The 26,482-nt window shown below is 51.0% G+C and carries 24 protein-coding genes; 2 read left to right on the top strand and 22 right to left on the bottom strand.

The window, feature by feature from the left end; all coding sequences use genetic code 11:
* Positions 1-42: 42 nt before the first annotated feature.
* A complete protein-coding gene (gene recQ / locus ACXMYH_RS06825) occupies positions 43-1,908 on the bottom strand; it encodes a DNA helicase RecQ (protein WP_118531794.1) in 1,866 nt (621 codons plus the stop codon).
* A gap of 489 nt (positions 1,909-2,397) precedes the next feature.
* Here recQ and ACXMYH_RS06820 point away from each other — a divergent pair, with 489 nt between their 5' ends.
* Positions 2,398-2,982 carry a xanthine phosphoribosyltransferase gene (locus ACXMYH_RS06820; protein WP_118531796.1) on the top strand — a complete coding sequence of 195 codons (585 nt, stop codon included), beginning with the start codon at positions 2,398-2,400 and terminating at the stop codon, positions 2,980-2,982.
* 189 nt (positions 2,983-3,171) lie between these two features.
* Here ACXMYH_RS06820 and ACXMYH_RS06815 read toward each other — a convergent pair whose 3' ends face one another.
* The 14 genes from ACXMYH_RS06815 to ACXMYH_RS06750 form a co-directional block, all read right to left on the bottom strand.
* A complete protein-coding gene (locus ACXMYH_RS06815) occupies positions 3,172-4,569 on the bottom strand; it encodes a hemolysin family protein (RefSeq protein ID WP_215702839.1) in 1,398 nt (465 codons plus the stop codon).
* Between the two features lie 213 nt (positions 4,570-4,782).
* Entirely contained in the window at positions 4,783-5,133 is a 351-nt protein-coding gene (locus tag ACXMYH_RS06810; protein WP_118531922.1) for a type II toxin-antitoxin system PemK/MazF family toxin, read from the bottom strand.
* Between the two features lie 151 nt (positions 5,134-5,284).
* Complete coding sequence (gene alr / locus ACXMYH_RS06805) at positions 5,285-6,460, bottom strand: alanine racemase (RefSeq protein WP_118531800.1); 1,176 nt, start codon at positions 6,458-6,460, stop codon at positions 5,285-5,287.
* Positions 6,450-8,033, bottom strand: a complete 1,584-nt coding sequence (locus ACXMYH_RS06800) for an NAD(P)H-hydrate dehydratase (RefSeq protein ID WP_486555761.1) — start codon at positions 8,031-8,033, stop codon at positions 6,450-6,452. The genes alr and ACXMYH_RS06800 overlap by 11 nt, the downstream gene beginning before the upstream one ends.
* Positions 8,030-8,374: a holo-ACP synthase gene (acpS, locus tag ACXMYH_RS06795; protein ID WP_486555760.1), complete on the bottom strand. Its 345-nt coding sequence runs from the start codon at positions 8,372-8,374 to the stop codon at positions 8,030-8,032. Before acpS ends, ACXMYH_RS06800 begins: the two co-directional genes overlap by 4 nt.
* A 17-nt stretch (positions 8,375-8,391) precedes the next feature.
* A complete protein-coding gene (locus ACXMYH_RS06790) occupies positions 8,392-9,084 on the bottom strand; it encodes a redox-sensing transcriptional repressor Rex (protein WP_118531806.1) in 693 nt (230 codons plus the stop codon).
* A 261-nt stretch (positions 9,085-9,345) separates the two neighbouring features.
* Complete coding sequence (abc-f, locus tag ACXMYH_RS06785) at positions 9,346-11,328, bottom strand: ribosomal protection-like ABC-F family protein (protein WP_215702843.1); 1,983 nt, start codon at positions 11,326-11,328, stop codon at positions 9,346-9,348.
* 206 nt (positions 11,329-11,534) lie between these two features.
* On the bottom strand, positions 11,535-12,257 hold the full coding sequence (locus ACXMYH_RS06780; protein ID WP_486555759.1) for a DUF554 domain-containing protein: 723 nt from the start codon (positions 12,255-12,257) through the stop codon (positions 11,535-11,537).
* A 395-nt stretch (positions 12,258-12,652) separates the two neighbouring features.
* Positions 12,653-14,020: an MATE family efflux transporter gene (locus ACXMYH_RS06775; RefSeq protein ID WP_486555758.1), complete on the bottom strand. Its 1,368-nt coding sequence runs from the start codon at positions 14,018-14,020 to the stop codon at positions 12,653-12,655.
* Between the two features lie 315 nt (positions 14,021-14,335).
* On the bottom strand, positions 14,336-15,226 hold the full coding sequence (locus ACXMYH_RS06770) for a MetQ/NlpA family ABC transporter substrate-binding protein (protein WP_118320850.1): 891 nt from the start codon (positions 15,224-15,226) through the stop codon (positions 14,336-14,338).
* 140 nt (positions 15,227-15,366) lie between these two features.
* Positions 15,367-16,047, bottom strand: coding sequence for a methionine ABC transporter permease (locus tag ACXMYH_RS06765; RefSeq protein ID WP_215702845.1), 681 nt, complete (start codon positions 16,045-16,047; stop codon positions 15,367-15,369).
* On the bottom strand, positions 16,040-17,074 hold the full coding sequence (locus ACXMYH_RS06760; protein ID WP_118531814.1) for a methionine ABC transporter ATP-binding protein: 1,035 nt from the start codon (positions 17,072-17,074) through the stop codon (positions 16,040-16,042). Before ACXMYH_RS06760 ends, ACXMYH_RS06765 begins: the two co-directional genes overlap by 8 nt.
* A 223-nt stretch (positions 17,075-17,297) precedes the next feature.
* Positions 17,298-18,143, bottom strand: coding sequence for a P-loop NTPase (locus ACXMYH_RS06755; protein WP_486555757.1), 846 nt, complete (start codon positions 18,141-18,143; stop codon positions 17,298-17,300).
* Positions 18,144-18,380: 237 nt separating this feature from the next.
* Positions 18,381-18,644 carry an HPr family phosphocarrier protein gene (locus ACXMYH_RS06750; RefSeq protein ID WP_118297848.1) on the bottom strand — a complete coding sequence of 88 codons (264 nt, stop codon included), beginning with the start codon at positions 18,642-18,644 and terminating at the stop codon, positions 18,381-18,383.
* Positions 18,645-18,929: 285 nt separating this feature from the next.
* Between ACXMYH_RS06750 and ACXMYH_RS06745 the strand changes: the two genes are divergently transcribed.
* Entirely contained in the window at positions 18,930-19,934 is a 1,005-nt protein-coding gene (locus ACXMYH_RS06745; RefSeq protein WP_215702846.1) for an MBL fold metallo-hydrolase, read from the top strand.
* Between the two features lie 3 nt (positions 19,935-19,937).
* Here the strand turns inward: ACXMYH_RS06745 and ACXMYH_RS06740 are convergent, their stop codons facing one another.
* The 7 genes from ACXMYH_RS06740 to ACXMYH_RS06710 form a co-directional block, all read right to left on the bottom strand.
* Positions 19,938-20,597, bottom strand: coding sequence for an epoxyqueuosine reductase QueH (locus tag ACXMYH_RS06740; RefSeq protein WP_118531820.1), 660 nt, complete (start codon positions 20,595-20,597; stop codon positions 19,938-19,940).
* A gap of 185 nt (positions 20,598-20,782) precedes the next feature.
* Positions 20,783-21,628, bottom strand: coding sequence for an IS3 family transposase (locus ACXMYH_RS06735; RefSeq protein WP_118655573.1), 846 nt, complete (start codon positions 21,626-21,628; stop codon positions 20,783-20,785).
* Positions 21,622-21,975 carry a helix-turn-helix domain-containing protein gene (locus tag ACXMYH_RS06730; protein ID WP_118655571.1) on the bottom strand — a complete coding sequence of 118 codons (354 nt, stop codon included), beginning with the start codon at positions 21,973-21,975 and terminating at the stop codon, positions 21,622-21,624. Before ACXMYH_RS06730 ends, ACXMYH_RS06735 begins: the two co-directional genes overlap by 7 nt.
* A gap of 150 nt (positions 21,976-22,125) precedes the next feature.
* The gene (gene rpoD / locus ACXMYH_RS06725; protein ID WP_118297844.1) at positions 22,126-23,250 is read right to left on the bottom strand and encodes an RNA polymerase sigma factor RpoD; all 1,125 of its coding nucleotides are present in this window, start codon (positions 23,248-23,250) and stop codon (positions 22,126-22,128) included.
* 144 nt (positions 23,251-23,394) lie between these two features.
* Complete coding sequence (locus ACXMYH_RS06720) at positions 23,395-24,324, bottom strand: diacylglycerol/lipid kinase family protein (protein ID WP_346011239.1); 930 nt, start codon at positions 24,322-24,324, stop codon at positions 23,395-23,397.
* 21 nt (positions 24,325-24,345) lie between these two features.
* A complete protein-coding gene (gene mutY, locus ACXMYH_RS06715) occupies positions 24,346-25,500 on the bottom strand; it encodes an A/G-specific adenine glycosylase (RefSeq protein WP_252197407.1) in 1,155 nt (384 codons plus the stop codon).
* Positions 25,493-26,473, bottom strand: a complete 981-nt coding sequence (locus ACXMYH_RS06710) for a biotin--[acetyl-CoA-carboxylase] ligase (protein ID WP_118531824.1) — start codon at positions 26,471-26,473, stop codon at positions 25,493-25,495. Before ACXMYH_RS06710 ends, mutY begins: the two co-directional genes overlap by 8 nt.
* Positions 26,474-26,482: the final 9 nt, after the last annotated feature.

Raw genomic sequence — 26,482 nt, 5'->3', positions numbered from 1 at the left:
ACAATAATTGTAGGTTTTCCACAATTTGTCAGACGATTTTTGTCAGGAAACGGAATCCGTTTTATCCGCAAAAACTTTCAGGAATCTCTCCCCATACTTCGCATACTTAAATTCCCCGACTCCGGAGACCGTCAGCATTTCTTCCTTATTCTTCGGTCTGATCAGACACATATGCACCAGAGTCTTATCGGAAAATACGATATACGGTGGAACCTTCTCCTCCCGCGCGATCTCACGGCGCAGTTCTTTTAACCGGTCAAACAGTGTCGTCTCCACCTCCGTAAACGACTCGGTACCGGCTGCCATCTTCGGCTTCTTCGTGCCGGAGATCTTCCCCGTCTTCACTCTCTCCTGCTCCTTCGGAAGCTTCATCATGACCGTTTCACCGTCGTTTAAAAGCGCTTCCGCATTCTTTCCCGGCTTCACGATCGCGTACTCGTCAGAGGTCACCACCAGATATTCTTTTATCTGCAGAAAATTTAAAACCTGTCTTAACCTGTAGACCGGGACTTTTGCCAGCTTTCCGTAAAAGGAATTTTCATCCATGTGATAATTCCTGATCTTCGCCGTCGAAGCTCCGTGCACCGTGTCGAGGATCACCGTTGTCCCGTACCGCCCGCGGCACTCCGCGACGCAGCCGACGATGGCTCTCGCGATCTCCGTCACATCCGTCTCCTCAAACTGTGTCTTACAATTAGAACAGTTTCCGCAGTATCCGCTTCCGTACTCCCCGAAATACCGGAGAATATATTCCCTGAGGCAGTCATTCGTAAAGCAGTAGAATGTCATCTTTTTTAACCGTTCCCGGTCGCGCTCCGCAACGATCTGCCTTGTCACATCGTCGAGCTCTTCGTTGTCACGGTTGTTGTCGATAAACATCTGGTTCGTCACGACATCCCGCCCGCCGTACAGGAGCAGACAGTCCGCCGGTTCCCCGTCACGCCCTGCGCGCCCGGCTTCCTGATAGTAACTCTCCATATTTTTCGGCATGTTGTAGTGGATCACAAAGCGGACATTCGATTTGTCGATCCCCATTCCAAACGCGTTTGTCGCCACCATGATCTGGGCGCGGTCGAAGATAAAATCTTCCTGATTCTGCTTTCTCTCGCTGTCGGAAAGTCCCGCATGGTATCTCGTCACGGAGAATCCGTCCTTCATCAGCTTCTCCGTCACTTCCTCCACGAGTTTTCTCGTCAGGCAGTAGACGATGCCGCACTGTCCTGCATGTTCTTCGATATATGTTTTTACTGCCGCATATTTATCTTTCGGGCTCTGAACCTCAAAGTAGAGATTCGGGCGGTCAAATCCCGTCGTCGTCACGACCGGATCCTGCAGCTTTAAGAGATCGATAATGTCATCCCGGACTTCCGCAGTCGCGGTCGCCGTAAAGGCGCTGACGACCGGGCGCTCCGGAAGTGCCCGCAGGAATTCCTCGATCTTTAAGTATCCTGGCCGGAAATCCTGGCCCCACTGGGAGACGCAGTGCGCCTCATCGACCGCCACCATGGCGATCTTCGCATGGACGGCAAAATCAAGAAATTCCGGAGTCAGAAGCCGCTCAGGAGCGACGTAGATGATCGGATACCGTCCCTCTCTCGCATATCCGAGCGCCTTATAATACTGTCCCGCCGTCAGGGAACTGTTCAGGTACGCAGCATGAACGCCCGCCTGGTTCAGGGCGCTGACCTGGTCTTTCATAAGTGAGATCAGGGGCGAGATCACCAGCGTGATCCCCCCGTTTGCCCCCGCCATCAGAGCCGGGATCTGATAACACAGGGACTTTCCTGCGCCCGTCGGCATGATCCCCAGCACATCCCTGCCGGAAGTGATCGCATCGATCATCTTCTCCTGCCCGTCCCGGAACGTGTCATAACCGAAATATTGTTTGAGAACCTCATATTTATCCATAAAAGTAATGATCCCTTTCCACACCCGCCAATTGCTGCCGGGAACCTTTTTATCGTTGATCTGTTGGCTGCAGCTGGTGAACCGCTTTCCAGTTGTCTGTCCATGATATCACTCTCCCGCCGCCCCCGCAAGTATGACCGCCATTAAAATTTCATAAACAAATCGGCAACCGTTACAGTACACGGGCACTCTATGCCCGCGCACTGTAACAGGATTTTGCCGATGCTCCGCATTCCGAATCGGCAAAATCTGCGACCACAACTGTATCATACGGAATTTTCAGTTCAGAAAATTCCTACCCGTGAAAAGTAACCGACAACCACTACTGTATGATACAGCATTTTCAATTCAGAAAATTCCTGCCTGCGAAAAATAACTTTTTATCTCATCCACGGCCCGCGCTTTTTATCTTGTAATCTCTCCCCGATATTGCTATAATTGGATACAATACAAAGATACTCAAAAAGAGTGATTGACGGAGGAGAAAACATGAACTTTTTAGAAGAGCGCATCGCAAAAGACGGTGTGGTAAAAGAAGGAAACGTATTAAAGGTTGACAGCTTTTTAAACCATCAGATGGATATCGAGCTTTTTGACGAGATGGGTGCGGAATTCAAGCGCCGTTTTGCCAATGAAAATATCAACAAGATCCTGACGATCGAGGCATCCGGTATCGGTATCGCCTGTATCGTGGCAATGCACTTCCATGTGCCGGTCGTATTTGCAAAGAAATCCCAGAGCATCAACCTCGACGGCGAAATGTATGTGGCGGAAGTTGAATCCTTCACCCATAAATGCAAGAACCAGGTTATCGTCTCCAAAAAGTTCCTTTCCCCGGACGATCACGTTCTGATCATCGACGACTTCCTTGCGAACGGCTACGCGCTTCAGGGACTGATCTCGATCGTCCATGACGCAGGCGCTACCGTTGAGGGAATCGGCATCGCGATCGAGAAAGGATTCCAGATCGGCGGACAGGTCATCCGAAATCTCGGCTACCACTTAGAGTCCCTGGCGATCGTAGATTCCATGGATCCGGCCACCGGAACCGTTAACTTCCGAAGCCAGGAATAGAAAAGAATGTGCCTCGGCACATTCTCGCGCCGAGCGCGGTCGCTTGCGACAACCATCATCTTCGCGCGAGTGCGCATCTTAGGCACGCAGTGCCTTTTTATTTAACAGGAAGTTCCATCGGAATTTCCTGTTGAATAAAAAAGAACATCCTGCAGTCAGTACCCAATGTACCGGCCGCAGGATGTTTTTTTATTTTTTCCTGTCAGTTTTCTCATTCATCTCGTTCCCGTTTTTCGCTTCTGTTCCGCTCTTCTCCTTCGGAAGCGGGATCGCGAGAACGGTCTGGATCACCTTGTTCTCCACCTTCATGATCTTTAAGAGGTAATCCCCGATCCTGACACTTCCCTTCTCTCCAACCTTCGGGATATGTCCGATCCTCGATACCATAAAACCGTTCAGGGTATCAAAATTGTCCTTATCTTCCTTATCAAATTCCACTCCGAGCGTCTCTTCCACGTCGTCCAGAAGGGTGAGACCCGTGAGCTCATATGTACCGTTTTTCCGGGATACGATATCCGGCTCTTCCTTATCGTACTCGTCGAGGATATTTCCGACGATCTCCTCGAGAATGTCCTCCATCGTGACGATGCCGGCAAGCTGACCATACTCATCCACCACAAGTTCGATGTGGATCTTCTGGGACTGCATCTCCTTAAAAAGAGCGTTGATATTTTTCGTCTCCGGGATGAAATGAGGACTTCTCAAAAGGCCCTTGATCTTTGCGATCGGCGTGTTCAGATGGTCCTTGGAATCCGTATAGTGGAGCATGTCGCGCATGTGAAGGATGCCGATGATATTGTCGATATCTTCGGAATAAACAGGAAATCTCGAATAATTTGCTTCCTTCACAACGAAATCGAGCGCTTCCTTCAGAGTCATCTCCCCGTCGAGTGCGATGACCGCGGTCCTGTGTGTCATGATATCCGCCGCCACCTTATCGTCAAACTCAAAGATGTTCGTGATCATCTCCGCCTCGCTGGCCTCCAGAACGCCCTGTTCATGGCCTTCATTGACCATGTACATGATATCTTCCTCAGTCACGTTGTCATCCTTCTCGCGGATATCGATCCCAACCGTCTTTAAGGAAATATAGGCAAACTGGTCCATCAGCCACGCAAACGGAAAGAGACATTTTGTCACAAGTTCCACGAGCGGCAGAACTTTATAACAGAAGCGGATCGGGCTCTTTGCCGCGATGCGCTTCGGGATCACGATCCCGAGCCCCGTGAGCAGAAATGCGATCCCGACGAGTCCCGCAATGTAGGCGATCCCCACCGCTGCCGGATGCGGGATCTGTGTATGCGTCCCGATTAAAGCCGTGAGTTTTTTTACCACAAACGCCAGCGAGGACGCGCCCATCGCAAGCGTCAGGATACTCGTCGCGAGCTGGTTCGTGCGGATGAAGAGATACGGGTCTTCTTGTATCTTTAAAAGTTTTTCCGCCCGCTTGTTTCCTTCGTCGCGCTCATCCTCCAGCGCACTGGTGTTCAGGGCCTGAACGGCCGCACCGAATCCGTACATCACCGCAAACAGGATCACTGATGCGGCAAACAGAACAATTCCTATCCATGAATTGCCATCGTCCATGAGATTTTCCAACACTCCTTTATCTTTCCATAACTATCCTATTTTTTCAGTTACTTTTTTCCGTATTTCGTCCACTATAACATCTATTTCCATGCCCGTCAAGGAATCATTCCGCCGTATCACTTTTCACGTTACAGTACACGGGTCCTCCATGCCCGCGCACTGCAGCGCCAAACTGCGATTATGTAGCAGTTTTTTCTCCCCGCACGGTCCTCAAAAACCGCCAAGTTCCAGACTGACCTTCAATGCGTCATTTACCTGGTCCAGCAGGTCCCCGTCAAGATGGCAGATCTTTTCCCTTAATCGCTGCTTGTCGATGGTCCTCAACTGTTCCAGGAGGATCACCGAATCCTTCATCATGTCGCAGTCCCTCGCGGATAACTCCACATGAGTTGGAAGTTTCGCCTTATTCATCCTCGATGTGATCGCCGCACAGATCACAGTCGGACTGTGTTTGTTTCCCACATCGTTCTGGATGATGAGCACAGGGCGCACACCTCCCTGCTCAGAACCTACCACCGGTCTTAGATCCGCATAATAAATATCGCCCCGTCTGATGATCACAAGTCTCACGCTCCGTCTGAATTTCTGCGGAGAGTCCGGGGCTGCTGTCAAAGCCATAACGATATCTTTTTTGACAGCTTCCCTGACATTTCCGTATTCAGATTGTTCCCCACTTATGATATTTTATTCAGAAATCGCGGCGGCGTGCCGGTCAGAATCCGACATACTCCTCATCCGGGCAGTTCATGATCCCGAGGACCTTTCCGTTCTTCACATACACACGCGGAACCCGCTTTCCGATCAGACACGGGATCTCGTAATGGAAGCCGCCGGAAACCTCTGCGATCTCCTCCATCGTGATCTCTTCCTCCCCGTCTCTTCCGATCAGGGTCACAAGATCTCCCTCTTTGGCCTCCGGAATCCCGGTAAGATCCACCATGAACTGGTCCATGCAGACGCGGCCGAGGATCTTCGCGCGCTTTCCGTGGATCAGCACTTCCCCGCGGCCGGACAGGTTTCTCGGATATCCGTCCCCGTAACCGGCGGAGACTGTCGCAATCCGCATCGTCCGGTCTGCCTTGAACGTTCCTCCGTAGCTGACTTCAGTTCCAGGCCCGATCTCCTTGATATACGTGATAAAGCTCTTCAGTGCCATCGCCGGCTTCATCGTGAGGATATCCTTTCTCACCTCATCCGACGGGTACAGACCGTAGATCGTGATCCCGGCGCGGACTGCATCCATGTTCATCTCCTGCATCTCCACGATCCCGGCGCTGTTGGAGCAATGGCAGACCGGAACCTCCACGCCTGCTGCCTTCACAGCATCGCAGAAGTTCTTAAACCGATCATACTGCTGTCTCGCACCAGTCTTATCCGCCTCATCCGCTCTCGCAAAATGCGTGAACATGCCGTCGATCTTCACTCCCGGAAGCGCCGCGATCTTTTTTACCATCTCCACGGACGCCGTGTCCGGTCTGAGTCCGATCCGGCTCATTCCGGTATCCACCGCGATATGGACGTGGGCTGTCTTTTCCAGCTTTTCTGCAGCTTCTGACATTCCCTCTGCCTTATCCAGTTCAAAGACCGGCATGCAGAGCTCCTGCCGGATGCACTCCTCGTATCTCGGAGCAGCGACCGGACCGAGGATCAGGATCTCCTTCGTGATCCCGTGTTTCCGCAGCTGCACACCTTCCTCAACGGTCGCGACCGCATATCCGCATACAAAGCGGTCAATCGTCTTCGCGACCGGAACGGCGCCGTGTCCGTAAGCATCCGTTTTCACGACTCCGTACATCTTTGTCCCCGGGCGGAGATTTTTCTCCATCGCCTCCATGTTTTCCTCTATATGACCCAGATCGATCTCTGTATAAATTCTGTCAAATTTCATTTTCTCTATCCTCCGAAAGGCAATCCGCGATCTCCCCGGCAAGGACTGCGTGAACGCCGAAGCGCTTCGCCGCCTTTTCCCCTGCCAGACCGTGCACATAGACTCCGAGGGAAGCCGCATCGCTCTCCTCAAGCCCCAGCGCGATCAGTCCCGCAATCACACCGGTCAGAACATCCCCGGAACCTCCCTTTGCCATAGCGGACGTCCCACTTCCATTGACAAAGGTCTTTCCGTCTCTTCCCGCGATCACGGTCGCCGCGTCCTTTAAGACGCAGACCACTCCGTACTGATCTGCAAACTCTCTCGCTGCACGGATCGGATTTTCCTTGATCTCCTCTATCTGAATTCCTGTGAGCCGCGACATTTCCTTCATATGCGGCGTCACGATGATATTTTCTGTAAAATAACCGGTGAGTTCCCGGTACTCCGCGGCGAGATTCAGCGCGTCCGCGTCAAGAATGATCGGCACATACGCGTCCTTTAAGACGTTTTCCACCATGAGCCGCGCATGATCCTCCATGCCGATCCCCGGCCCCAGAACGATCACATCCGCCCATTCCGTCTCCCTTGCGATCTTTCTCGCAAAGCTCTCCGGATCTTTTCCGGCTTCTCTCGCATCGTAACTGGAAAGGATCGCCTCCGGGAGTTTTTCCTGGACGATGATCCTGTTTTCCTCCGGTGTAAAGATCTTCACGAGTCCGGCTCCCATCCGGTATGCCGCTCTCGCGGAGAGGCAGGCTGCTCCCGCCATGTTCTTTGCCCCCGCCATCACGAGGACTTTTCCGTATGTTCCCTTGTTGGAATCCGGCGTCCTTTCCGGGATCCTCAAAAGATCTTCCCGATCCAGCATCTGCACGTGTTTTTCCTGCTCCGCGCTGCTCTCCGGCACAAAACCGACGTCCCTGACCAGAAGCTCTCCGCAGTATTCTCTTCCCGGGAACAGAACCTGTCCGAGCTTTTTCATTCCGAAAGTGACCGTCACATCCGCGCGGACCGCGTCCCCCATGACTTCTCCTGTGTCGGAGCTGATGCCGGAGGGAATGTCCACAGCGATCGTCTTCATATCCTCATTGCGGTTGATCCAGTCAATGAGCTTTTTGTATGCACCTTCCACATTTCTCGAAAGACCGATCCCGAAGACCGCATCGAGGATCACGCCGCGGCATGCGTTCGCCTTTGTCACCGTCTTTGCAAACGGATGCGCCGGGGATCGTTTTTCTTCTGCATCCGGCAGTTCTTCCGCCGTCATCACCGGGATCCCCAGCCTTTTCACGATATTTAACTGGGCTTCCAGCTCTTCGCTCCCTTTTCCGTCCCGTCCCGGGAACAGGATCTTCACATCATATCCCTTTAAGAACAGCATCCTGGCGGCGGCCACTCCGTCTGCCCCGTTATTTCCAAAACCGCAGACGGACCAGACTGTCTCTGCCTGTTCTCTCTTAAGGATCTCTTCCGCTTTCTCCGCAACGGCAAGAGCCGCCCGCTCCATCAGCACCAGGGACGGGATCCCGTACCCCCTGATGGACCTGGTGTCAAACGCTTTCATTTCTTTTCCGCTCAGAACTGCTTTCATCCGGCATCCCCCTCTCCGACGGCAAACGCCATCGCATGGTCCTTCGTGTCAGAGATCGACACTTGAATCGTCCTGATCCCGAGCTCCTCCGCCTTCATCTCTGCTCCCGCATGAAGTTCGACATACGGCTTTCCAAGCGGGTCCCTTAAGACCTCCACATGGACCGGCATAAAGTCCCGGAATCCCGTTCCAAACACCTTCGCTACTGCTTCTTTAACCGCAAAAGTGCCGGCAAGGACCCGGGGATCACCCTTTGCCTGCCGGCGCTCGCGCTCGGTATAGATACGCGTCAAAAAAGCCTCTTTTTCACAGGCTTTTTTCACACGCTCAATTTCGATCAAATCACAGCCAACTCCAATCAACATGTCTCATTGGTTCCCGTCTGTTCTGCTTTTTCCTTTGCTTTCCGCTCCCGCTCATCCTGCATGCTGCAGACACGGTAGGAAAGACGCATTAGGCTCTCGGAAAGATGTACATTCTCAACGACTACATCATCCGGCACATTTAAGTCTGTATGGGCAAAATTCCAGATCGCCTTGATCCCGGCTTTTACCAGGCGCTCCGCGATCTCCGGTGCTTTGGACTTCGGGATCGTGAGAGCCGCGATCTGTACTTCATTGTCGACAATAAACTGCTCCAGGTCATCGATCCCGCGGATCTCGACTCCGCGGACCACAAGACCGATCAGGCGCGGGTTGATATCGAACATTCCCTTGATCATAAAGCCGCGCTTCTCAAAATTTGTATAGTTGGCGATCGCCTGACCTAAGTTTCCGGCACCGATGATAATGAGGTTGTGCTGTCTGTCGATCCCCAGGATCCTCGCGATCTCGGTGTAGAGATATTTCACATTGTATCCGTATCCCTGCTGTCCAAAGCCGCCGAAATTGTTAAGATCCTGACGGATCTGGGACGCTGTCACCTTCATTCTGGCACTCAGTTCGTTGGAAGAGATCCTCTCGATCCCCTCCTCCATCAGTTCGCCCAGATATCTGTAATAACGCGGAAGTCTTGAGATTACCGCCTTTGAGATCTGTCTCTCGTCTGTCATTTTCTAGTTCCACCTTCTCAGTATAACGCTGTCTTTTATTATACCTATATCTATATTATTTGTCAAATCTTTGTCAGTAAAATGCGCAAACTGCCCAGACGGAAAAATGCCCCGCCCGAAATCTCCCCAGACCGGACGAAGCATTTTCCTTTGAGTATGTCTGTATTCGTAAGCATTCAATCCTGCATTCCCACAGGGCCGAGAGCTCACTCTGTATAAAAGCCTGCCCCTTTTGCAGCGCGGGCTGTTAGACAGTCATGATCATTCTGCAAGTTCTTCCCACTTTTCATAGAGAACTTCCAGTTTTCCTGCGATCTCCTCTTTTTCCTTGTTTAACTCCATGAGTTTCGCAACGTCGGAGAATACGCTCTCATCGCAGAGGAGGCCGTCGATCTCCCCGTCTCTTGTCTCCAGCTTGTGGATCTCATCCTCGACCTTCTTTAAATCGTTCTGGCGTTTTCTCTGGCGGGCCTGTTCTTCCTTCTGAGCCTTCCAGTCGAGCTTTCCGCCGGCATCCGCTGCCGGATTCTCCACAGCCTTTCCGGCAGTCTCCGCCGCCGCTCCTGTCTTCGACGCGCCGAATCCGACGATCCCGCCGGCACTCTCCGGCGCCTCGTTTCCGAAATGGGCCGTCATCATCGCGTCATGTTTTTCCAGATAATAATCGTAATTTCCGATATAATTCATCATCCGCTTTCCGGTGAGATCCAGGATCCTCGTCGCGGTCTTGTTGATAAAATAACGGTCATGGGAGACATAGAGCACAGTTCCGCCGTAGTGGCTCAGCGCGTTCTCCAGAATCTCCTTCGATGTGATATCCAGATGGTTTGTCGGCTCATCGAGGATCAGGAAGTTCGCCTCGGAGAGCATGAGCTTTGCAAGCGACACACGTCCTCTCTCACCGCCGCTCAGATCCCCGATCCGTTTAAACACGTCATCCCCGGTGAACAGGAACGCCGCCAGCGTACTTCTGATCTGTGTGTTGGACATTCCCGGATATGCGTCGGAGATCTCCTCAAACAGCGTCTTTTCCATGTGCAGGACCTGATGATCCTGATCATAATAGCCGATGTGGACTCTGGAACCCAGAATGATCTCACCGGCATCCGGCTCGACAAGACCATTGATAATCTTTAAGATCGTCGTCTTTCCCGTTCCGTTATCCCCGATAATCGCCACGCGCTCGCCGCGCTTGACATCAAAGCTGAGGTCCGTAAACAAGGTCTGGGAGCCAAAGGACTTCGCAAGTCCGTTGACCGTCAGTACATCATTTCCGCTCAGGATATTCGGCTCCAGGCGGATGTCCATTGCATCGTTGACCTCCGACGGCTTTTCCAGGACCTCGATCTTATCGAGCATCTTTTCGCGGCTCTCCGCCCGCTTGATGGACTTTTCCCGATTGAAGGACTTCAATTTCTCGATGACCGCTTCCTGATGTTTGATCTCCTGCTGCTGGTTTAAGTACGCCTTCATCTGGATCGCGCGCATCTGCGCCCGCTTCTCACTGTAGGCCGTATAGTTTCCGGAGTACACGATCGCATGTCCGTTGTCCAGCTCGATGACCTTTGTTACGATCTTATCGAGGAAATACCGGTCATGGGCAACGATCAGGACCGCACCGCGGTAATTTAAGAGATATGTCTCCAGCCATGCGATGGAGGACATATCCAGGTGGTTCGTCGGCTCATCGAGGAGAATGATGTCCGGATTTGTGAGAAGAAGTTTACCCAGAGAAACTCTTGTCTTCTGTCCGCCGGACAGTGTGGAGATCTGTTTGGAAAACTCTTCCTCCGTAAATCCGAGTCCCTTTAAGACTCCGACGATCTCACTCTTCCAGGCATAGCCGTTGATGAGCTCAAATTCGTGGCTCAAGCGGCTGTACTGGTTCATCATGGTCTCCAGCGCTTCCCCGGAGGCCGTTTTCATCGAATTTTCCAGATCTCTCAGCCGGTTTTCCATCTCGATGACCGACTTTTTCGCATCGAGCATCTCCTCATAGATCGTCCGGTGGCTTAAAAGATCCTGATTCTGTGCGAGATATCCAAGTGTCTTTCCGCTTCCCAGCACGACCTCGCCGGAATCCGGTGCCAGCTCACCCACGATGATCTTTAACAATGTTGATTTTCCGGCGCCGTTGATGCCGACGATCGCCGCTTTTTCATGATCTTCAATATGAAAGGAAGCGTTCTTGATAATATCGTCGCTTCCGAACGATTTGCAGATATTGCTGCAGGATAATATCATAAAATCCTCCTGTTTCTTGTTGTACAGCCGCTATTTCCTTCGTTCATACGGCTTCTGTATTTTTCCAGACGACGTTTTTCTTCCTCGCACAACGGTTCCGTTCCTGCACCGTCATGCATAAAAATCCGTCGTTAATCTTTTCATTGTTGTCCTGAAAAAAGGATTACTCTTTTTCACAGAATTTCTGCCTTTTCTCAACTTCTGCGTTACGCCCACGGGAAATACGGCCACACCGCCGCAAGAAACATGACCGGCAGCAGGTTCGCCACCTTGATCTTTTTTCCCCAGATCAGGTTCACTCCGACGCAGAAGATCAGGACCGATCCTGTCAGGGACATGTCCGCCAGTCCCTCATCCGTCAGGAACGGCTCGATCACCTTCGCAAGGAGCGTCATCGCCCCCTGGAACATCCCGACCGGGATCGCCGAGAAAATACAGCCTTTTCCCATGGACGCCGTCATGATCGCGACGATGATCATGTCGAGAACAGCTTTTGCCGTGAGAATCGAATAGTCGCCGTAAATTCCGTCCCGGATCGATCCGACGACCGCCATCGCTCCGATACAGACGGTCAGGGAAGCCGTCACAAATGCATCCACGAACGCATTGTCGCCGTCACTTTTCGTCTTCTCCTTCAGCCATTCCCCGAACCGTTCCATCTTCGTGTCGAGATCGATCCACTCGCCGAGAAGAGCCCCGACAGCAAAACAGGCGATCATCATCATGGATCCCGATGAAGAAAGCCCGTTTTCCGTCAGTTTTAACATCTGCTCCATACAGCCGGAGACTCCGATAAACAATACGCAGAGCGCCGACGCCATCATCAGGTTGCTCTGATAACGCTCCGTCAGTTTCTTTCCAAATAATAACCCCATCACGCCGCCCGCGACGATCGCAGTGACGTTGATGATCGTTCCAAGTCCGAACATAGTTGTCTCTTTTCTTCTGTCATGATATCACGATCCGAAGTTTTCACACTTTTGGCTGCTTATCCGGTGATCGTAATCTGCATTTGCTGTTTTCCGGCAATCTGCAGGCTTTTTCCCTCTCCTGCGCTCGTGATCGCCTGTATACATGCAAATTGAAGTATAGCACAAAATCATATTTTCGTCTATCTCCAAGTTTTCCGGTCTCGGCATTCCCCGACATTCTGCCAGACGAATGACACCGGCAATGGAAAGGCGATTCGTCCCACTTTCCCTGCCTGTTCATAGCAAAACAACTGGAAATTCCACCCATTATTTAAAACGACCTCAGGTCAAGCCCTTATGATTTTCATCAGGATCCTGACACAGAGGTCGTTTTCTGCGTTTGTACTGATTTTTTAATCTTCTTTTACCTTTTCTTCCCATCTGCTCCTTCTGTAATACAGGAAGGAAAGGATCGCGCATACGATCCAGCCGACCGGATATCCCATTCCGACCGTATACTCGTTGAATGCGATCTTTGTCACGAAGAAGAGATAGATCTGTCTGCAGACAACGAAGCTGAAGAGCATGATGCACATCGGTCCCTTTGCATCCCCGGATCCTCTCAAGGAACCCGCAAGGATCTGGTTGAAGGAACTGCAGAAGCGGAACGGGACCGTCATCAGGATAAATAAGGTTCCATAGTGCAGCACATCCGGATCCTGGTTGAAAAGGGATACCAGGGATCTTGCGGAAATTGCCATCGCGCCGGAGATGCAGATCAGCACGCCCACACCCATGAACACTGCCTGTTTGACGCCGTCTCTCGCACGCTTCACATTCTTTGCTCCGAGATTCTGTCCCACGAACGTTGTCGCGGCCTGTCCCATACTCTGGGCAGGCAGGATTGCGAACTGGTCGATCTTTGAGTGGCAGCTCCAGCCCGCCATGATGACAGAAGAGCCAAGTCCATTTACATACGACTGCACAAGCGCGTTGGAAAACGCAGTGAGTCCCTGCTGGACTCCCGCCGGAAGACCGATCCGGAAGATCTCGCCGAGGCAGGATTTATTGATGTGAAGGTCCCGAAGAACAAGGTGATGTGCTTCCTTCGTCCTCATAAGAGTCGAGCACGCAAGAGCAGCGGAAACTGCCTCGGCGATCACCGTAGCGATCGCGACACCGCTGATCCCCCAGCCAAATTTCGCAACAAAGAGAATATCCAGAGCGATATTTAAACAGCTGCTGATGATCAGGAAATTTAACGGGCGCTTCGTGTCGCCCACAGCCCTTAAGATCGCACTGCTCATATTGTAAAGAAAGAGGACCGGAACTCCGGCAAAATAGATCTTTAAATACTCTCCCGCCGGTCCGATCACATCATCCGGCGTTGACATCCATTTTAACATCAGCGGGACAACCCAGACCGAGATCAGAGAGACAAAGCATCCGACGATCACTGCAAACAGGATCGTCGTCTCGACCGCCTCGTGGAGCTTTTCATGATTCCGGGAACCGAAACACGTGCTGATCACAACTCCGGCACCGATCGAGATCCCATTAAAGAAGTTTACCAGCGTATTGCAGATCGCCGTCGTCGCGCCGACCGCAGCCAGCGCCGATGTTCCGAGATAGTTTCCCACGACAATGCTGTCCACTGTGTTGTAGAGCTGCTGGAAGATATTTCCCATGATCAGCGGGATTGCAAAAAGAACCAGCTGTTTCCAGATCACGCCCTGTGTCATATCGATATTGCCTTTTCTGCCGGATGTAATTTTTGACATTCTTTTGTCCCTTTCTGCGATCGCATGTGTACGAAATATGTAAAATCTGCCGTCATTCTGTAATATCTATGTAAATCATACGGGATTTTCCGTTAAAAAGCAAGCGGTTCTCTTTTGTTGATCCCACAGGAAATTTTTGTATCCGGCACATGATTTTTTTGTACCCCGTTCTTCTGGTCTGCCCGGGCATTCTTTTCGCCTTCAGAAGCTTTCTCCGGCTTTTTCTCTCTCGTTCACAAGAAAAGGACAGGATCCCTTTTCGGTGCCCTGTCCTGTCTTTCCCATCTTTTTATTTTATGGCCGTGATTTCAGGAGTTACTCCCATGTCGGGATGTAAGCTCCCTTGTAAGTGTCCTCGATCACTTTTGCAACTTCCGGTGTACGGAAATAATCGACTACTTTCTTGTAAAGCTCGTTGTCCTTATCAGCTGTTCTTGCAACGATGATGTTGACGTACGGGTTGTCAGATCCCTCTTCCACGCTCTCAAGGAAGATCGCATCTTCCTTCGGGTTTAAACCGTTGTCAACTGCGTGACCGCCGTTGATGACTGCTGCTGCAACGTCCGGAAGAAGGCTTGCTGTATTTGCTGCCTCAACCTCTTTGATGTCAAGGTTTAACGGGTTCTCTGTGATGTCTTTCTTTGTCGGTGTGTAGCCTGCTGCCGGATCAACCTTGATCAGACCTGCGGACTCAAGAAGTTTTAATGCACGGCCGCCGTTTGTAGCGTCATTCGGGATCGCGATGATATCACCGTCCTTGATCTCGGATACATCCTTGATCTTGTTGGAGTAGAGGCCTAACGGAGCCATGATGGTCTCACCGATGATAGAAAGATCATAACCGTTGTTCTTGCAGTCATCCTCAAAGTAAGCGATGTGCTGGAAAGAGTTCAGATCGATCTCACCGTCATTTAATGCACGGTTCGGAAGCGGATAATCTGCAAATTTTACAAGCTCAAGGTCGATGTTCTCCTCAGCAAGCTTGTCGATGACCGGCTGCCACTGCTCGTTGTTCTCACCTACAACACCGAGTTTGATGACTGTCTTCTCGCCGGAGGCTGCGGTTGTATCAGCTGCTGCCTCAGAACCGGCTGCGGTTGTATCGGCTGCTGCCGCTGTTGTCTCTGTCTTCTGGCTGCTGCCGCATGCGGTTAAGGATAATGCTAAAACTGCTGCTGCGCCAAGTGCTAAAACTCTTTTCTTCATAATTTTTCTCCTCCTGAACTTTCTTTGTCACTGCCCGTTTTCATTCGCATTCGCTGTGCGGACCGGACAGTTCCTTTTATTGATACGGCCCGGAAATAGTTCCTCTCCGTTTCAAGCAATTTTAATCTGAAACCACCGTTCTAGTGAGTCGTCTTTTTGATCACATAGGAACCGGTACTCTGGATCAGGCTTACCATGATCAGAATGATGATGACGGTTACATAGGTGACATCGGTCTGCCCTCTGGAGTGACCATAACGGATCGCGAAATCGCCGAGTCCGCCGCCGCCGACCGCACCGGCCATCGCGGTAAGACCGACCAGGCTGATAAATGTGATCTGCATTGCACGGACGATCCCCGGGACACTCTCCTTTAAGTATACGCGGAGGATGATCTCCCACGGGCTGTTTCCCATGCTCTCCGCAGCTTCGATCAGACCGTAGTCAACTTCAGCGAGCGCACTCTCGATCTGTCTCGTAAAGAACGGGACCGTTCCGAAAATAAGCGGTAAGATCGCACCCTTTGTACCGATCGCTGTTCCGACGACCATACGGGTCAGCGGGATCAGCGCTGTCAGAAGGATTACGAACGGGATCGAACGGAAAATGTTGACCAGCTTATCTAAAATATTGAAGATCACCTTGTTTTTCAGGACACCCTTCGGAGCTGTCGCAGTGAGGATGATCCCAAAGAAAAGACCGAACACCATGGAGATCGCACCTGACACGATGACCATGTAGATCGTCTGACCGAAGCTTTCGAAAAGCTCATCCGGCTTTGACATGACATTCGGGATAATCGCATTTAAGAAATCAAGCATTCTCGATCACCTCCACTCCAACATTCTTCTCCTTCAGATATTCGATCGCGGCTTCGATATTCTCCTTCGTTCCGCTTGCGATCGCCACAGTTCCGCCGATCGGGGCGTCCTGAACGATCTCAATATCTGCAAAGATGATATTCAGATCCACGCTGAATCTTCTGGAAGCTTCGGAGATCAGTGCCTCCGACGTATTCTTCTTAATGTAATTCAGCCGCAGGATCTTTTCACCCGGCTTTAATGCGACAAGCGGTGACTTCTCCTCGACCAGCTTTTCGATCTTCTGAAGGTTGGATGTCGTGCGGATGAAGTCTCTCGTGATCCCCGCCTTCGGTGCTGCGAAGATCGAGTAGACATCGCCTTCCTCCACGACATTACCGTGTTCCATGACGGCTACACGGTCACAGATCTCTTTGACGACCGCCATCTCATGGGTGATGATCACGATGGTAATGCCGAGCTTTTCATTTAAGTGTTTTAAGAGCTGTAAGATCGCCCCCGTCGTCTGCGGATCCAGGGCGCTCGTCGCCTCATCGCAGAGGAGAACTTTCGGATCATTCGCAAGCGCTCTCGCGATCGCAACTCTCTGTTTCTGTCCGCCGGAAAGCTGACTCGGATACGCATTCTCTTTTTCTGCGATATCGACAAGCTCTAAAAGCTCCCGCACTTTCGCCTTGATCTGTGCTTTGGAAAGTCCGCTTCCCTTTAACGGGTAAGCGACATTCTCTCCGACTGTTCTGGATCTCATCAGGTTGAAATGCTGGAAGATCATTCCGATCTTCTTTCTCGCTTCCCTGAGTTCTTTCGCCGGAAGATCCGTGAGAACTTTTCCGTCAACCGTGACGGTTCCGCTCGTCGGTCGTTCCAGTAAGTTGATACATCGCACCAGTGTGGATTTTCCGGCACCGGAGAATCCGATGATACCGAAGATCTCACCACTCCTGATATGAAGTGTGACATCAGAGACCGCATGGACTTTTTCCGCACCGGTATCAAACGTCTTTGTAATATGGTCTAACTGAATCAATTTTATCCTCCCATGTACGTGTCAGCCGTACATTTTCTAATATCTGTGTGTGCTAATAAGATACCACGTTTTAACCTATTCGTCCAATATAGATAAGAAATAAGTTATTATAGGTTTTTTCTATAGCAAAGCGTTTTTTATCAATTCCCGCCACGCAAAAAAGTACGGGGCAGCAACCATGTTCGCCGCCCTGTACTTCGTGTTCTGATCTATTTCTCTTTTCTTACGCTTCTTCCACAGCCTTCACAGCCTGATCAAGGAAATCCGCCTTCACATACTCGACCGTTCCCTCATCAACAGACTTTGCGATCTCCGGACGGATCGGGATCTGCGCGAGAACCGGAATTCCGTATTCTTTCGCAACTTCCTCGATACGGCTCTCTCCGAATACTGCGATCTTCTTTCCGCAGTCCGGACATTCGAGATAGCTCATATTTTCAACAAGTCCGAGGATCGGAACGTTCATCTTTTTCGCCATGTTGACGGCCTTCTCAACGATCATGGAGACAAGCTCCTGCGGGGATGTCACGATGATGATCCCGTTGACCGGAAGAGACTGGAATACGGTCAGCGGCACATCGCCGGTTCCCGGAGGCATATCAACGAACATGTAGTCGATATCCTGCCAGAGTGTCTCACTCCAGAACTGTTTTACCGCACCGGCGATCACCGGACCACGCCAGATCACCGGATCTGTCTCGTTCTCCAGAAGCATGTTGGAGGAGATCACATCGATCCCGGTGGAGGATGTCGCCGGAACAAGGAGTTTTCCGTCCGGTGTCACGGTCACGCCGTCATGGATCCCAAATGCATTCGGGATCGACGGTCCTGTGATATCGGCATCAAGGATTCCGACTTTCGCACCTGTCGCGCGCATCCGGCATGCCATTAAGGATGTAACTAAAGACTTTCCGACGCCGCCTTTACCGCTGACTACGCCGATCACTTTCTTTACGGAACTCGCCGGATTTAACTTCTCAAGGAAGCTCTGCGGCTCGCTCGTTCTGCTTCCGCAGTTTGCGGAGCAGGTTCCGCAGTTATGGGTACAATTTTCTGCTGTTTCGCTCATTACTATCTCACTTTCTAACTGTTATTCAGGCGTAACTGTTCAGTACCCTCACAGTTACGAGCAAAAATCCATTCCAGATCGGCTTCGCCGATGGGATTTTTGCCTCCAGACCTGTGCTTTATTACGGTCAGCGCAGCAAGTGCGCAGACCTACTGAATAGTTACATTCAAGCATACATTCTGCCTTGCATTTTATGTACAGAGCATAACCTGATCGTCCTGTACTGCTCTCCGGATCTTATTCCTTGAGTCCTGTCTCGATCAGATTGCAGACTGCTTCAATGGCCTCTTTCTCGTCCGGTCCGTCACAGTGGACGGTGATCTCATCGCCGCAGCGGATCCCGGATGCCATTACGTTTAATACGCTCTTCGCGTTGATTTCCTTTTCTTTATAAAAAATCATCACTTTAGAATCGAACTTCATGGATGTCTGGCAGAGCAGTCCCGCCGGGCGAAGATGAAGACCGGTCGGGTTTACGACTGTAACTTTTCTTTCTACCATTACCTAATTCCTCCTATTCTGATTGTAAGTTCATAAACAAGTAAAAACCGCCCCAAATGACCATTCCTCATTTACGACGTTTTTATTCATGACCAGGCAGTTTCATTGTATACTACAATTCCCCTAATGTCAACGGAGCATCCCCCGGAATCGTTTGACATTTTCCCCTCACCGGGCTACAATCAAAACAATATCGTGCACAAGCAACGTGTCCGGCCAGCCTTCACGATCCTGTCCCGACTGGAATGCCGGCACGTCCAAATATCCAACGAGGAGTTTTCCCCAATGAAAATACTTGCCCCAAACTTATATAAGATCATCCTGACGAACAAAAACATGAGGACTTCATCCAGAAACCTCTATATTATAAAAGGCAGCGAACGAAGCCTCATGATCGACACCTCCTGGAACGTGCCGGAGTGTCTGTCGGAGATGGAACAAGCCCTGAACGAGCTCTCCATCGACTGCAGGAATCTCGACATCTTCGTGACCCACAATCATGTAGACCACAGCGGCTATGTCTCCTTTTTCACCGACCGCGGCGCCCGGGCGTTCATGAATCCGGTAGAGATCGCAGCCTCTTCCGACCGCTACCATCGTTTTTATGAGGACAATGATATGCGCCGCTCCTACACAAGTGAAGTCGGAGTCACAAAAGAACGGACTCCGGACGCATGGCAGGAGATCAAGGCAGGCGCCGACCAGCTCGCCAGGGATAACAACGTGAATTTCGACTTTCCATTCACGCCCATCGCCCCCGGAGACCGTCTTTCTTACGGCGGTTACGACTTCGAAGTCGTCTCCCTTGCCGGACACACCTCCGGTCAGTGCGGACTTGTTGAACGAAATGCAAAGTTATTCTTCTGCGCCGACCAGGTGATCCTCGGCCTTGTTCCCATTGTCATCACCTCAGGAAAGGATCAGCATCTCCTCACCGAATACTTCGCTTCCCTCAGGGAACTCGCATCTGATTACAGCGGATACCGTTTTCTCCCGGGGCACTACGGTGAATTCACAGAGATCAAAGAAGAGACCGACCGGATCATCGCCGGATATGGGGAGCGCTGCACACAGCTCCGTCAGGTACTGGCAGAAAGTAATCGCCCGATGACTCTCCTGGAACTCGACCAGGCGCTCTACATCCAGCGCATGCAGACTTACCGCTACTCCTTCCTGTTCTCCTATCTCCACACCTGGCCAAAGCTCTTTTCCTGCCTCGACTGGCTTTTCGAGACCGGTGTGATCGACCGCACGGAAAAGGACGGAGTTTTGTACTGGTCTCTCCGGTGACGCCTATTCGCTGCGCCCGGTCCTCTCCTCCGCCTCTCTCTTCGAGAACACGCACCCGCAGTAATTCTGCCGGTACAGCGCGTGTTCTCTGGAGAGCTCCGTGGATCGCTTATATCCGTTTTTCTTCTTGAAATCCGACGGCAGAAATTCGATGCCGTACTCTTTTCCCATCTCTTCCCCGATCCGGTTCAGCCGCTCCGCATCTTTTAACGGGCTGATCGTGAGGGTCGTTGTAAAGAAATCGAACCCGCCGGCTTTTGCCTCCCTCGCAGCCTCGGAAAGGCGGAGTTTAAAGCATTCCGTACACCGTGCGCCGCCTTCCGGCTCCTGTTCCAGGCCTTTTGCCGCCGTGTAGAAATCGTCCGGCACATACGTTCCCGCCACGAAATGGATCGGATGGCGGTTCGCCTCGTTTTCCCACTCTCCGTTGAATTCCCGGATCAGGCGCTCCTGCTCCGAAGTCCGTTCCTCGTACTCAGAAGGAGGATAGATATTCGGATTATAATAAAAGACCGTGATCTCAAAATACCGGGAGAGGTATTCCAGGACATAACTGCTGCAAGGTGCACAGCAGCTATGGAGAAACAGCGTCGGCACCCCTCCCCCGCTCTGAAGTTCCTCCAGTTTTTTTTCTAATTCTTTCTGATAATTTCGTTTATTCATAAATTCTCCAATGATAACAATCGAAAACACGCTTCGCGAGTTTCCCCTTGTTATCGTGACAGTCGCCAAAGTCTTGCGCAAGCGCAGACTTTGGCTCGTTGTTCGCGTAAATAAAGGAAGAGAAAAAAGGCAGCCGGATTGAAGTGACCCCCAAAAGTTAGACAATATTTTGAAGTAAAAATTGTTCAAGCAGCCGAAAGGGCTTGCTGTCTGTGAATTGCAGGCGGCAAGCCCTTTAGCTTTGCCTTGATCCTGCGGTTGTTGTAGTAATCCAGATATTCGATCAGTTCCTGTTTGAAGTGTTCCATGGATTGAAATTCTTGCAGATATAACAGTTCACTTTTGAGCAGTCCGAAGAAATTTTCTATCACAGCATTGTCCAGACAGTTTCCCTTGCGGCTCATGCTCTGTCGGATCCCCTTCTCGCGAAGCATCCGCTGGTACTGCTTGTGTTGATATTGCCAACCCTGATCAGAGTGGAGAATCAGGCGTGTTCCGGCCGGGATCTTTGCAAACGCCTCGTCCAGCATGGTGGTTACCATGCTGAGTACAGGATGATCCGATATGGTGTAACTGACCAGATCGCTGCTGTGCAGATCGAGAATCGGGGACAGGTAGAGCTTCTCTCCAAACAGGCTGAACTCCGTCACATCCGTGACCCATTTCTGATTCGGCTTTTCGGCATGGAAATCCCGATTTAGCAGATTTGGTGCGATTTTGCCCACTTCTCCCTTATAAGAGCGATACTTCTTCATCCTGACACGGCAAACTAAGCCCAACTCTTTCATAAGCCGCTGGACAGTCTTGTGGTTCACAGAGAATGTACGCTTGCGAAGTTCTGCCGTGATCCGGCGATAGCCGTATCGACCCCTGTTTTCATGGTAAATCGTTGTGATTTCTTCCTTAACAGATGCATATTTGTCTTCTTTCTGCATCTGCTTCAAATGATAGTAGAAAGTTGCACGGGGCAGTTGAGCGATTGAGAGCAGAATACTGAGTGCGTGTTTTTGCCTTAGCTTCTGAACTACCAGCGTTTTTTGTGCTGGTGTCGCTCGTCTTCCAAAACCAAGGCTTGCAAATTTTTTAGGTAATCGTTCTCCGCACGCAGTCGCTGCACTTCGGCCAGCAGATCTTCTTCTACCTGCTTCGGCAGCTGCTTTGGCGGACGACCCTTACTGCTGCGGCCACGCCGTTCGACGGCAAAGCCTTCCGGCCCTTCCTCCAGATAGATTCGCTCCCATGATTTGATTCGATCTCTGCTGTTTACCTCAAATCTACGACAGGTTTCGCTGTAACTTAATTTCTCTTCCTGCATAGTTTCAATCACCAGTTTTTTGAATTCCGGCGTATATCGTTTGTTTGGTACTCCTTTTGGCATAACAAAACACCCCACTTGTTAGATAGTATACCATACTGTCTAACAAATGGGGTGCAGTTCAGATCTTCTCCTGCTGCCTGTATCTCTTTTTCGGATCCACCAGACACATCCGCACCTGCGATCCGCTTTCATCTTTTTTGAAACGAGTTTCTACAGGAAATCCCTGATCCGTTTGCTGCGGACCGGATTTCTGAGTTTCCGGAGCGCCTTCGCCTCGATCTGGCGAATACGTTCTCTCGTTACGTTGAACTCTTTTCCTACCTCTTCAAGTGTTCTCGGATGTCCGTCCTCAAGACCAAATCGAAGCACGATGACCTGACGCTCTCTCTCTTTGAGATCGCCTAATAATGCATCGATGTGCTCTCTCAGCATTACAGACTCTACATTTCCCTCCGGGGTAACCGCGTTACTGTCCGCAACAAAATCGCCCAGGTTGGAGTCATCCTCCTCACCGATCGGAGTCTCCAAGGATGCAGGTTCTCTTGCGATCTGCATGATCTCCATGACCTTGTCCTCTGACATATCAAGCGCTTCCGCAAGCTCTGTCACGGACGGCTCATAGCCAAGTTCCAGGGTCAGCTTTCTCTGCATCTTTGACATCTTGTTGATCGTCTCTACCATATGAACCGGAACACGGATCGTTCTCGCCTGATCTGCAAGCGCTCTCGTCACGGACTGACGGATCCACCAGGTTGCATATGTACTTAACTTATATCCTTTTGTATAGTCGAACTTCTCAACGCCCTTAATAAGACCAAGGTTTCCTTCCTGAACAAGATCCAGGAAACTCATTCCACGTCCTGTATAACGCTTTGCGATACTTACAACAAGACGCAGGTTTGCCTCGATCAGGCGCTCTTTCGCAGACTCATCTCCCTCTGCCTTTCTCTTCGCGAGACGAAGCTCCTCATCCGCGGAAAGAAGCGGCACAGTACCGATCTCCTTTAAATACATGCGGACCGGATCTTCTGTTCCGATACCTTCCAGAAGGTCGATGGCGTCTAAGTCAATGTCCTCTCCGTCCTTGTCTTCACGGTAGTCATCATCCAGATCGTCCAGAAGCATGGAATCATCCGCAAGCATTGCGTCATCGATTACCGGCACAACATCAATATTGTTATGCTCCAGGTAATTATAAATTTCGTCCATCTGCTCCGGTCCGAGGTTATCTCCGGCAAAAAAGTCGTTGATCTCCGTCGCGTCAAGGGCATTCTGTTTTGACTTGCCGAGTGCGACAAGTTTCTTAAGTTTGTCTAAAAATACTTCTTTTTCCACTGAATAACGTCCTTTCAGGTTGGGGCTTGCTCAAACTGCTCCACGATAGTTCATTATATACCATCCAGCGACATTTTTCAACTTTTTTCCTTGAATTTTTCACTGATTTTTAGCATATTCGAAATATCTCATGCCGCTTTGCGATCAGTTTTCCGTCTTCTCTTCCTTTTTTTCCGGTTCCGGGCTGCAGCTCAGAGTAACTGCTTCCTTTACATTCTCGATCTTCGCCTCTTTTACCGCCCCGCCGAACTCACCGTCGAGGACCCACGGGACATCCTCATCTGCAGTCACCGTGAATTTTGATGACTTGAACCGGATCATATCCTTATTTTCCTGTTCCGGGAACAGGAGGAGTCCGCTTAAGATGTTTGGAAGGTCCACCGGTGATTTCGGTGTCCGGATAAACAAGCCCTCAAACAGACCGTCATGGAACGAAACATCCTTCGGAGCCAGTCCGCTGAATCCGCCGACACTCGTGGTATTTGTCACCATTCCGAAGATAAATTCCCCGTCTGCCTCGCCGTCATCCCATGCAATATGCATTTTATAAGACTTCAGCTTTCCCAGCGCCTTGATTGATTCCAGGATATACGCCTGATGTCCGAGAACATTTTTGACATCCTGCGGCGTACTGTAGGAAACCTCTGTAAACGCTCCGAACGCTGCGATATACACAAAATACCTCTGATCCCCGAATTTTCCGATATCGACACCGTAGGATTTACCGCTCACCACATCCCGCGCTGCCTCCGTGAGGTTTGCAGGGATCTTTAAACTTCTTGCAAAATCGTTCGTGGAACCGGACGGAAGATACCCGATCTCCGGTCGTTTTTTTAACTTCATGATGCCGGAGATCACGCTGTTTAATGTGCCGTCCCCGCCGCTGCAGACAAAAAGCTCTACCTCACTGCCATACTCCTCAGCGATCTTTGCCGCATCTCCCGGCTCCTGGGTCACATAGACGGACGGCAGATAACCTGCCCTGCAGAAGATCCCGAGGATATCGGATAACTGATTTTTAATGGCTTCCTTCCCTGAACGGGGATTAAAAAGAAATATCATTTTTTTCATCATGATCACGCTCCATACTTTCAACTAGCTCTCGCAGCTGTCCATTGTCTGCGCAGCTGCAATCTTTCTATAAGCCGCAAACGCATTCGGGATCGGATACTTTTCCTTCAGCTCTTCCCGATCTGCAAACAGCAGTCCCGGAATTTCTTCTGTTACACGGATCAGATATCCGCTCATATGCCATTCCACATGGCTGAAAATATGCTTTGCCGTCGGGAGTTCTTTCTCGATCACAGCTCTGCATTTCATCTGTTCCAGCACTTCTTTCCCGGAAAGTTTTCCCTCCAGGTTCGGGAACTCATAGAGGGATGCCAGAAGCCCTGTGTCATCCCGCTTTCTAATGGCTATTTTATCCCCGTATTCCACTAATAATACGGTCTTTTCCTCTATTTTCCTTTTCTTTTTCGGTGTTTTCACCGGGATCTCTGCGGTCAGAGCCTTTTTTCTCGCCTCACAGACGGTATAGAACGGGCACGGTGCTCCGCAGAGCGGCGCTCCGTTCGGCACACAGACGATCGCTCCCGTCTCGATGAGAGCCTGGTTGAAGTCCCCGGCTTCTCCTTCTTTTAAAGTTTTCAGGGTCTCCTCCACCGCCAGTTCCATCTTCTTTTTCACTGCCTGCTTTAAGATATCCTCATAACTTCCCGCCACTCTTGACAGGACCCGCATAACATTTCCGTCAACTGCAGGGACAGGAAGACCAAACGCGATGGAGCCGATCGCTCCCGCCGTGTAACTTCCGATCCCGGGAAGTAAGAGAAGCGCCGCGTGGTCTGCCGGAAGCGCTCCTCCGTATTCGGAGACGATGATCTCTGCCGCTTTTTTCAGATTTCTCGCTCTGCTGTAATAGCCAAGACCTTCCCAGCACTTGAAAAGTTCCTCTTCCTCACAATCCGCCAGCGCCTGCACGGTCGGAAAGTGTTCCATGAAGCGGGCAAAGTACGGTTTTACTGCCTCGACTCTCGTCTGCTGCAGCATAATCTCCGAGATCCAGATCCGGTAGGCATCCCGGTTCTCACGCCACGGGAGATCTCTCCTGTTTTCCCGATACCACGAAAGGAGCGGTCCTCTCGCGGCATCCAGACGCTCCGTCAGGGTGAGGTTCTTCTCATCCGGAAAGATTTTCTGGAGGCCGGAATAGAGATCCGCCCCCGAAACATTCATTTCTTCCTTATACATATCCATAGACTCCGCGGACTGAAACTTCCCCGGAGATAATCTCCTTTAACGTGCCGTCAGCGAGACGTACAAGCAATGCGCCTTCCTTGTTGATCCCCTCGGAAACGCCGCGGAACTCGCCCGCCGGGTCCAGGACACACACCTCATTGCCGAGATTTACGAGATTCGCATTGTACTCCTCGATGAGTCCCGACATATCCTGAGTCTTGATAAACGTGTCATAGTATCCCTCAAAGGCCTCCATGATCGCTGCGATGATCTCGCTTCTCTTCTGGATCTTTCCGCTCTCTATGTAGAGGGAAGTTGCGGTAGCCTTAATGTCGTCCGGGAAATCCTTCTGGTTTACGTTAATGCCGATTCCCGGGATCACATACTGGATCTCCATGAGTTCCGTGCTCATCTCCGTCAGGATCCCGCAGATCTTCTTCTTATTCAATACAAGATCGTTCGGCCATTTGATCTCCGATTTCAGTCCCGTCGATATTTCAATTCCCTTTTTCGCCGCAAGAGCCATGACCAGCGTCAGCATCGACGCAGCCAGCGGATCGATCTGAGGTCTCAACAGCATGCTCATCCAGATCCCGACTCCCGCAGGGGATGTCCAGACACGGCCCCGTCTTCCCTTTCCTCCAAGCTGCTGTTCCGCAACTGCCAGAGTCCCGTGGGGCGCGCCCTGTTCCGCAAGGCTCCGGATCTCGTTGTTTGTGGAGACTGTCTCCTCAAAGAATACGACATTCTCTCCTGCCCACTTCGTATGGATCGTACTTTCCAACTCTTCCTTCGAGAGCACATCCGCAGATCCTTTCAGAATATATCCTTTATTCCGGACCGCTTCGATCTCATAGCCCTCTTCTTTCAGCTGATTGATCACCTTCCAGATTGCTGTCCTCGATACACCGAACTTCTCACAGAGCTCCTGTCCGGAAATATAGCCGTCTGTCTCTTTTAATAATTTCAGGATTTCTCCCTTCATCTCATTACC

The sequence above is a fragment of the Pilosibacter sp. NGB245 genome (assembly GCF_057397225.1).
Note: the sequence above shows the minus strand (reverse complement) of the source record. Positions and strands in the feature narration are given on the sequence as shown.

Coding starts and splice junctions, on each gene's coding strand:
- ACXMYH_RS06710 (WP_118531824.1), bottom strand. CDS start 26,473: ATGAAGGGAGAAATCCTGAAATTATTAAAAGAGACAGACGGCTATATT.
- ACXMYH_RS06790 (WP_118531806.1), bottom strand. CDS start 9,084: ATGACAGACGAGAGACAGATCTCAAAGGCGGTAATCTCAAGACTTCCG.
- ACXMYH_RS06820 (WP_118531796.1), top strand. CDS start 2,398: ATGAACTTTTTAGAAGAGCGCATCGCAAAAGACGGTGTGGTAAAAGAA.
- ACXMYH_RS06770 (WP_118320850.1), bottom strand. CDS start 15,226: ATGAAGAAAAGAGTTTTAGCACTTGGCGCAGCAGCAGTTTTAGCATTA.
- ACXMYH_RS06730 (WP_118655571.1), bottom strand. CDS start 21,975: ATGCCAAAAGGAGTACCAAACAAACGATATACGCCGGAATTCAAAAAA.
- mutY (WP_252197407.1), bottom strand. CDS start 25,500: ATGTATAAGGAAGAAATGAATGTTTCGGGGGCGGATCTCTATTCCGGC.
- ACXMYH_RS06775 (WP_486555758.1), bottom strand. CDS start 14,020: ATGTCAAAAATTACATCCGGCAGAAAAGGCAATATCGATATGACACAG.
- ACXMYH_RS06755 (WP_486555757.1), bottom strand. CDS start 18,143: ATGAGCGAAACAGCAGAAAATTGTACCCATAACTGCGGAACCTGCTCC.
- ACXMYH_RS06815 (WP_215702839.1), bottom strand. CDS start 4,569: ATGGACGATGGCAATTCATGGATAGGAATTGTTCTGTTTGCCGCATCA.
- recQ (WP_118531794.1), bottom strand. CDS start 1,908: ATGGATAAATATGAGGTTCTCAAACAATATTTCGGTTATGACACGTTC.
- ACXMYH_RS06780 (WP_486555759.1), bottom strand. CDS start 12,257: ATGTTCGGACTTGGAACGATCATCAACGTCACTGCGATCGTCGCGGGC.
- ACXMYH_RS06740 (WP_118531820.1), bottom strand. CDS start 20,597: ATGAATAAACGAAATTATCAGAAAGAATTAGAAAAAAAACTGGAGGAA.
- abc-f (WP_215702843.1), bottom strand. CDS start 11,328: ATGATATTATCCTGCAGCAATATCTGCAAATCGTTCGGAAGCGACGAT.
- ACXMYH_RS06765 (WP_215702845.1), bottom strand. CDS start 16,047: ATGCTTGATTTCTTAAATGCGATTATCCCGAATGTCATGTCAAAGCCG.
- ACXMYH_RS06745 (WP_215702846.1), top strand. CDS start 18,930: ATGAAAATACTTGCCCCAAACTTATATAAGATCATCCTGACGAACAAA.
- alr (WP_118531800.1), bottom strand. CDS start 6,460: ATGAAATTTGACAGAATTTATACAGAGATCGATCTGGGTCATATAGAG.
- ACXMYH_RS06750 (WP_118297848.1), bottom strand. CDS start 18,644: ATGGTAGAAAGAAAAGTTACAGTCGTAAACCCGACCGGTCTTCATCTT.
- ACXMYH_RS06800 (WP_486555761.1), bottom strand. CDS start 8,033: ATGAAAGCAGTTCTGAGCGGAAAAGAAATGAAAGCGTTTGACACCAGG.
- ACXMYH_RS06720 (WP_346011239.1), bottom strand. CDS start 24,324: ATGATGAAAAAAATGATATTTCTTTTTAATCCCCGTTCAGGGAAGGAA.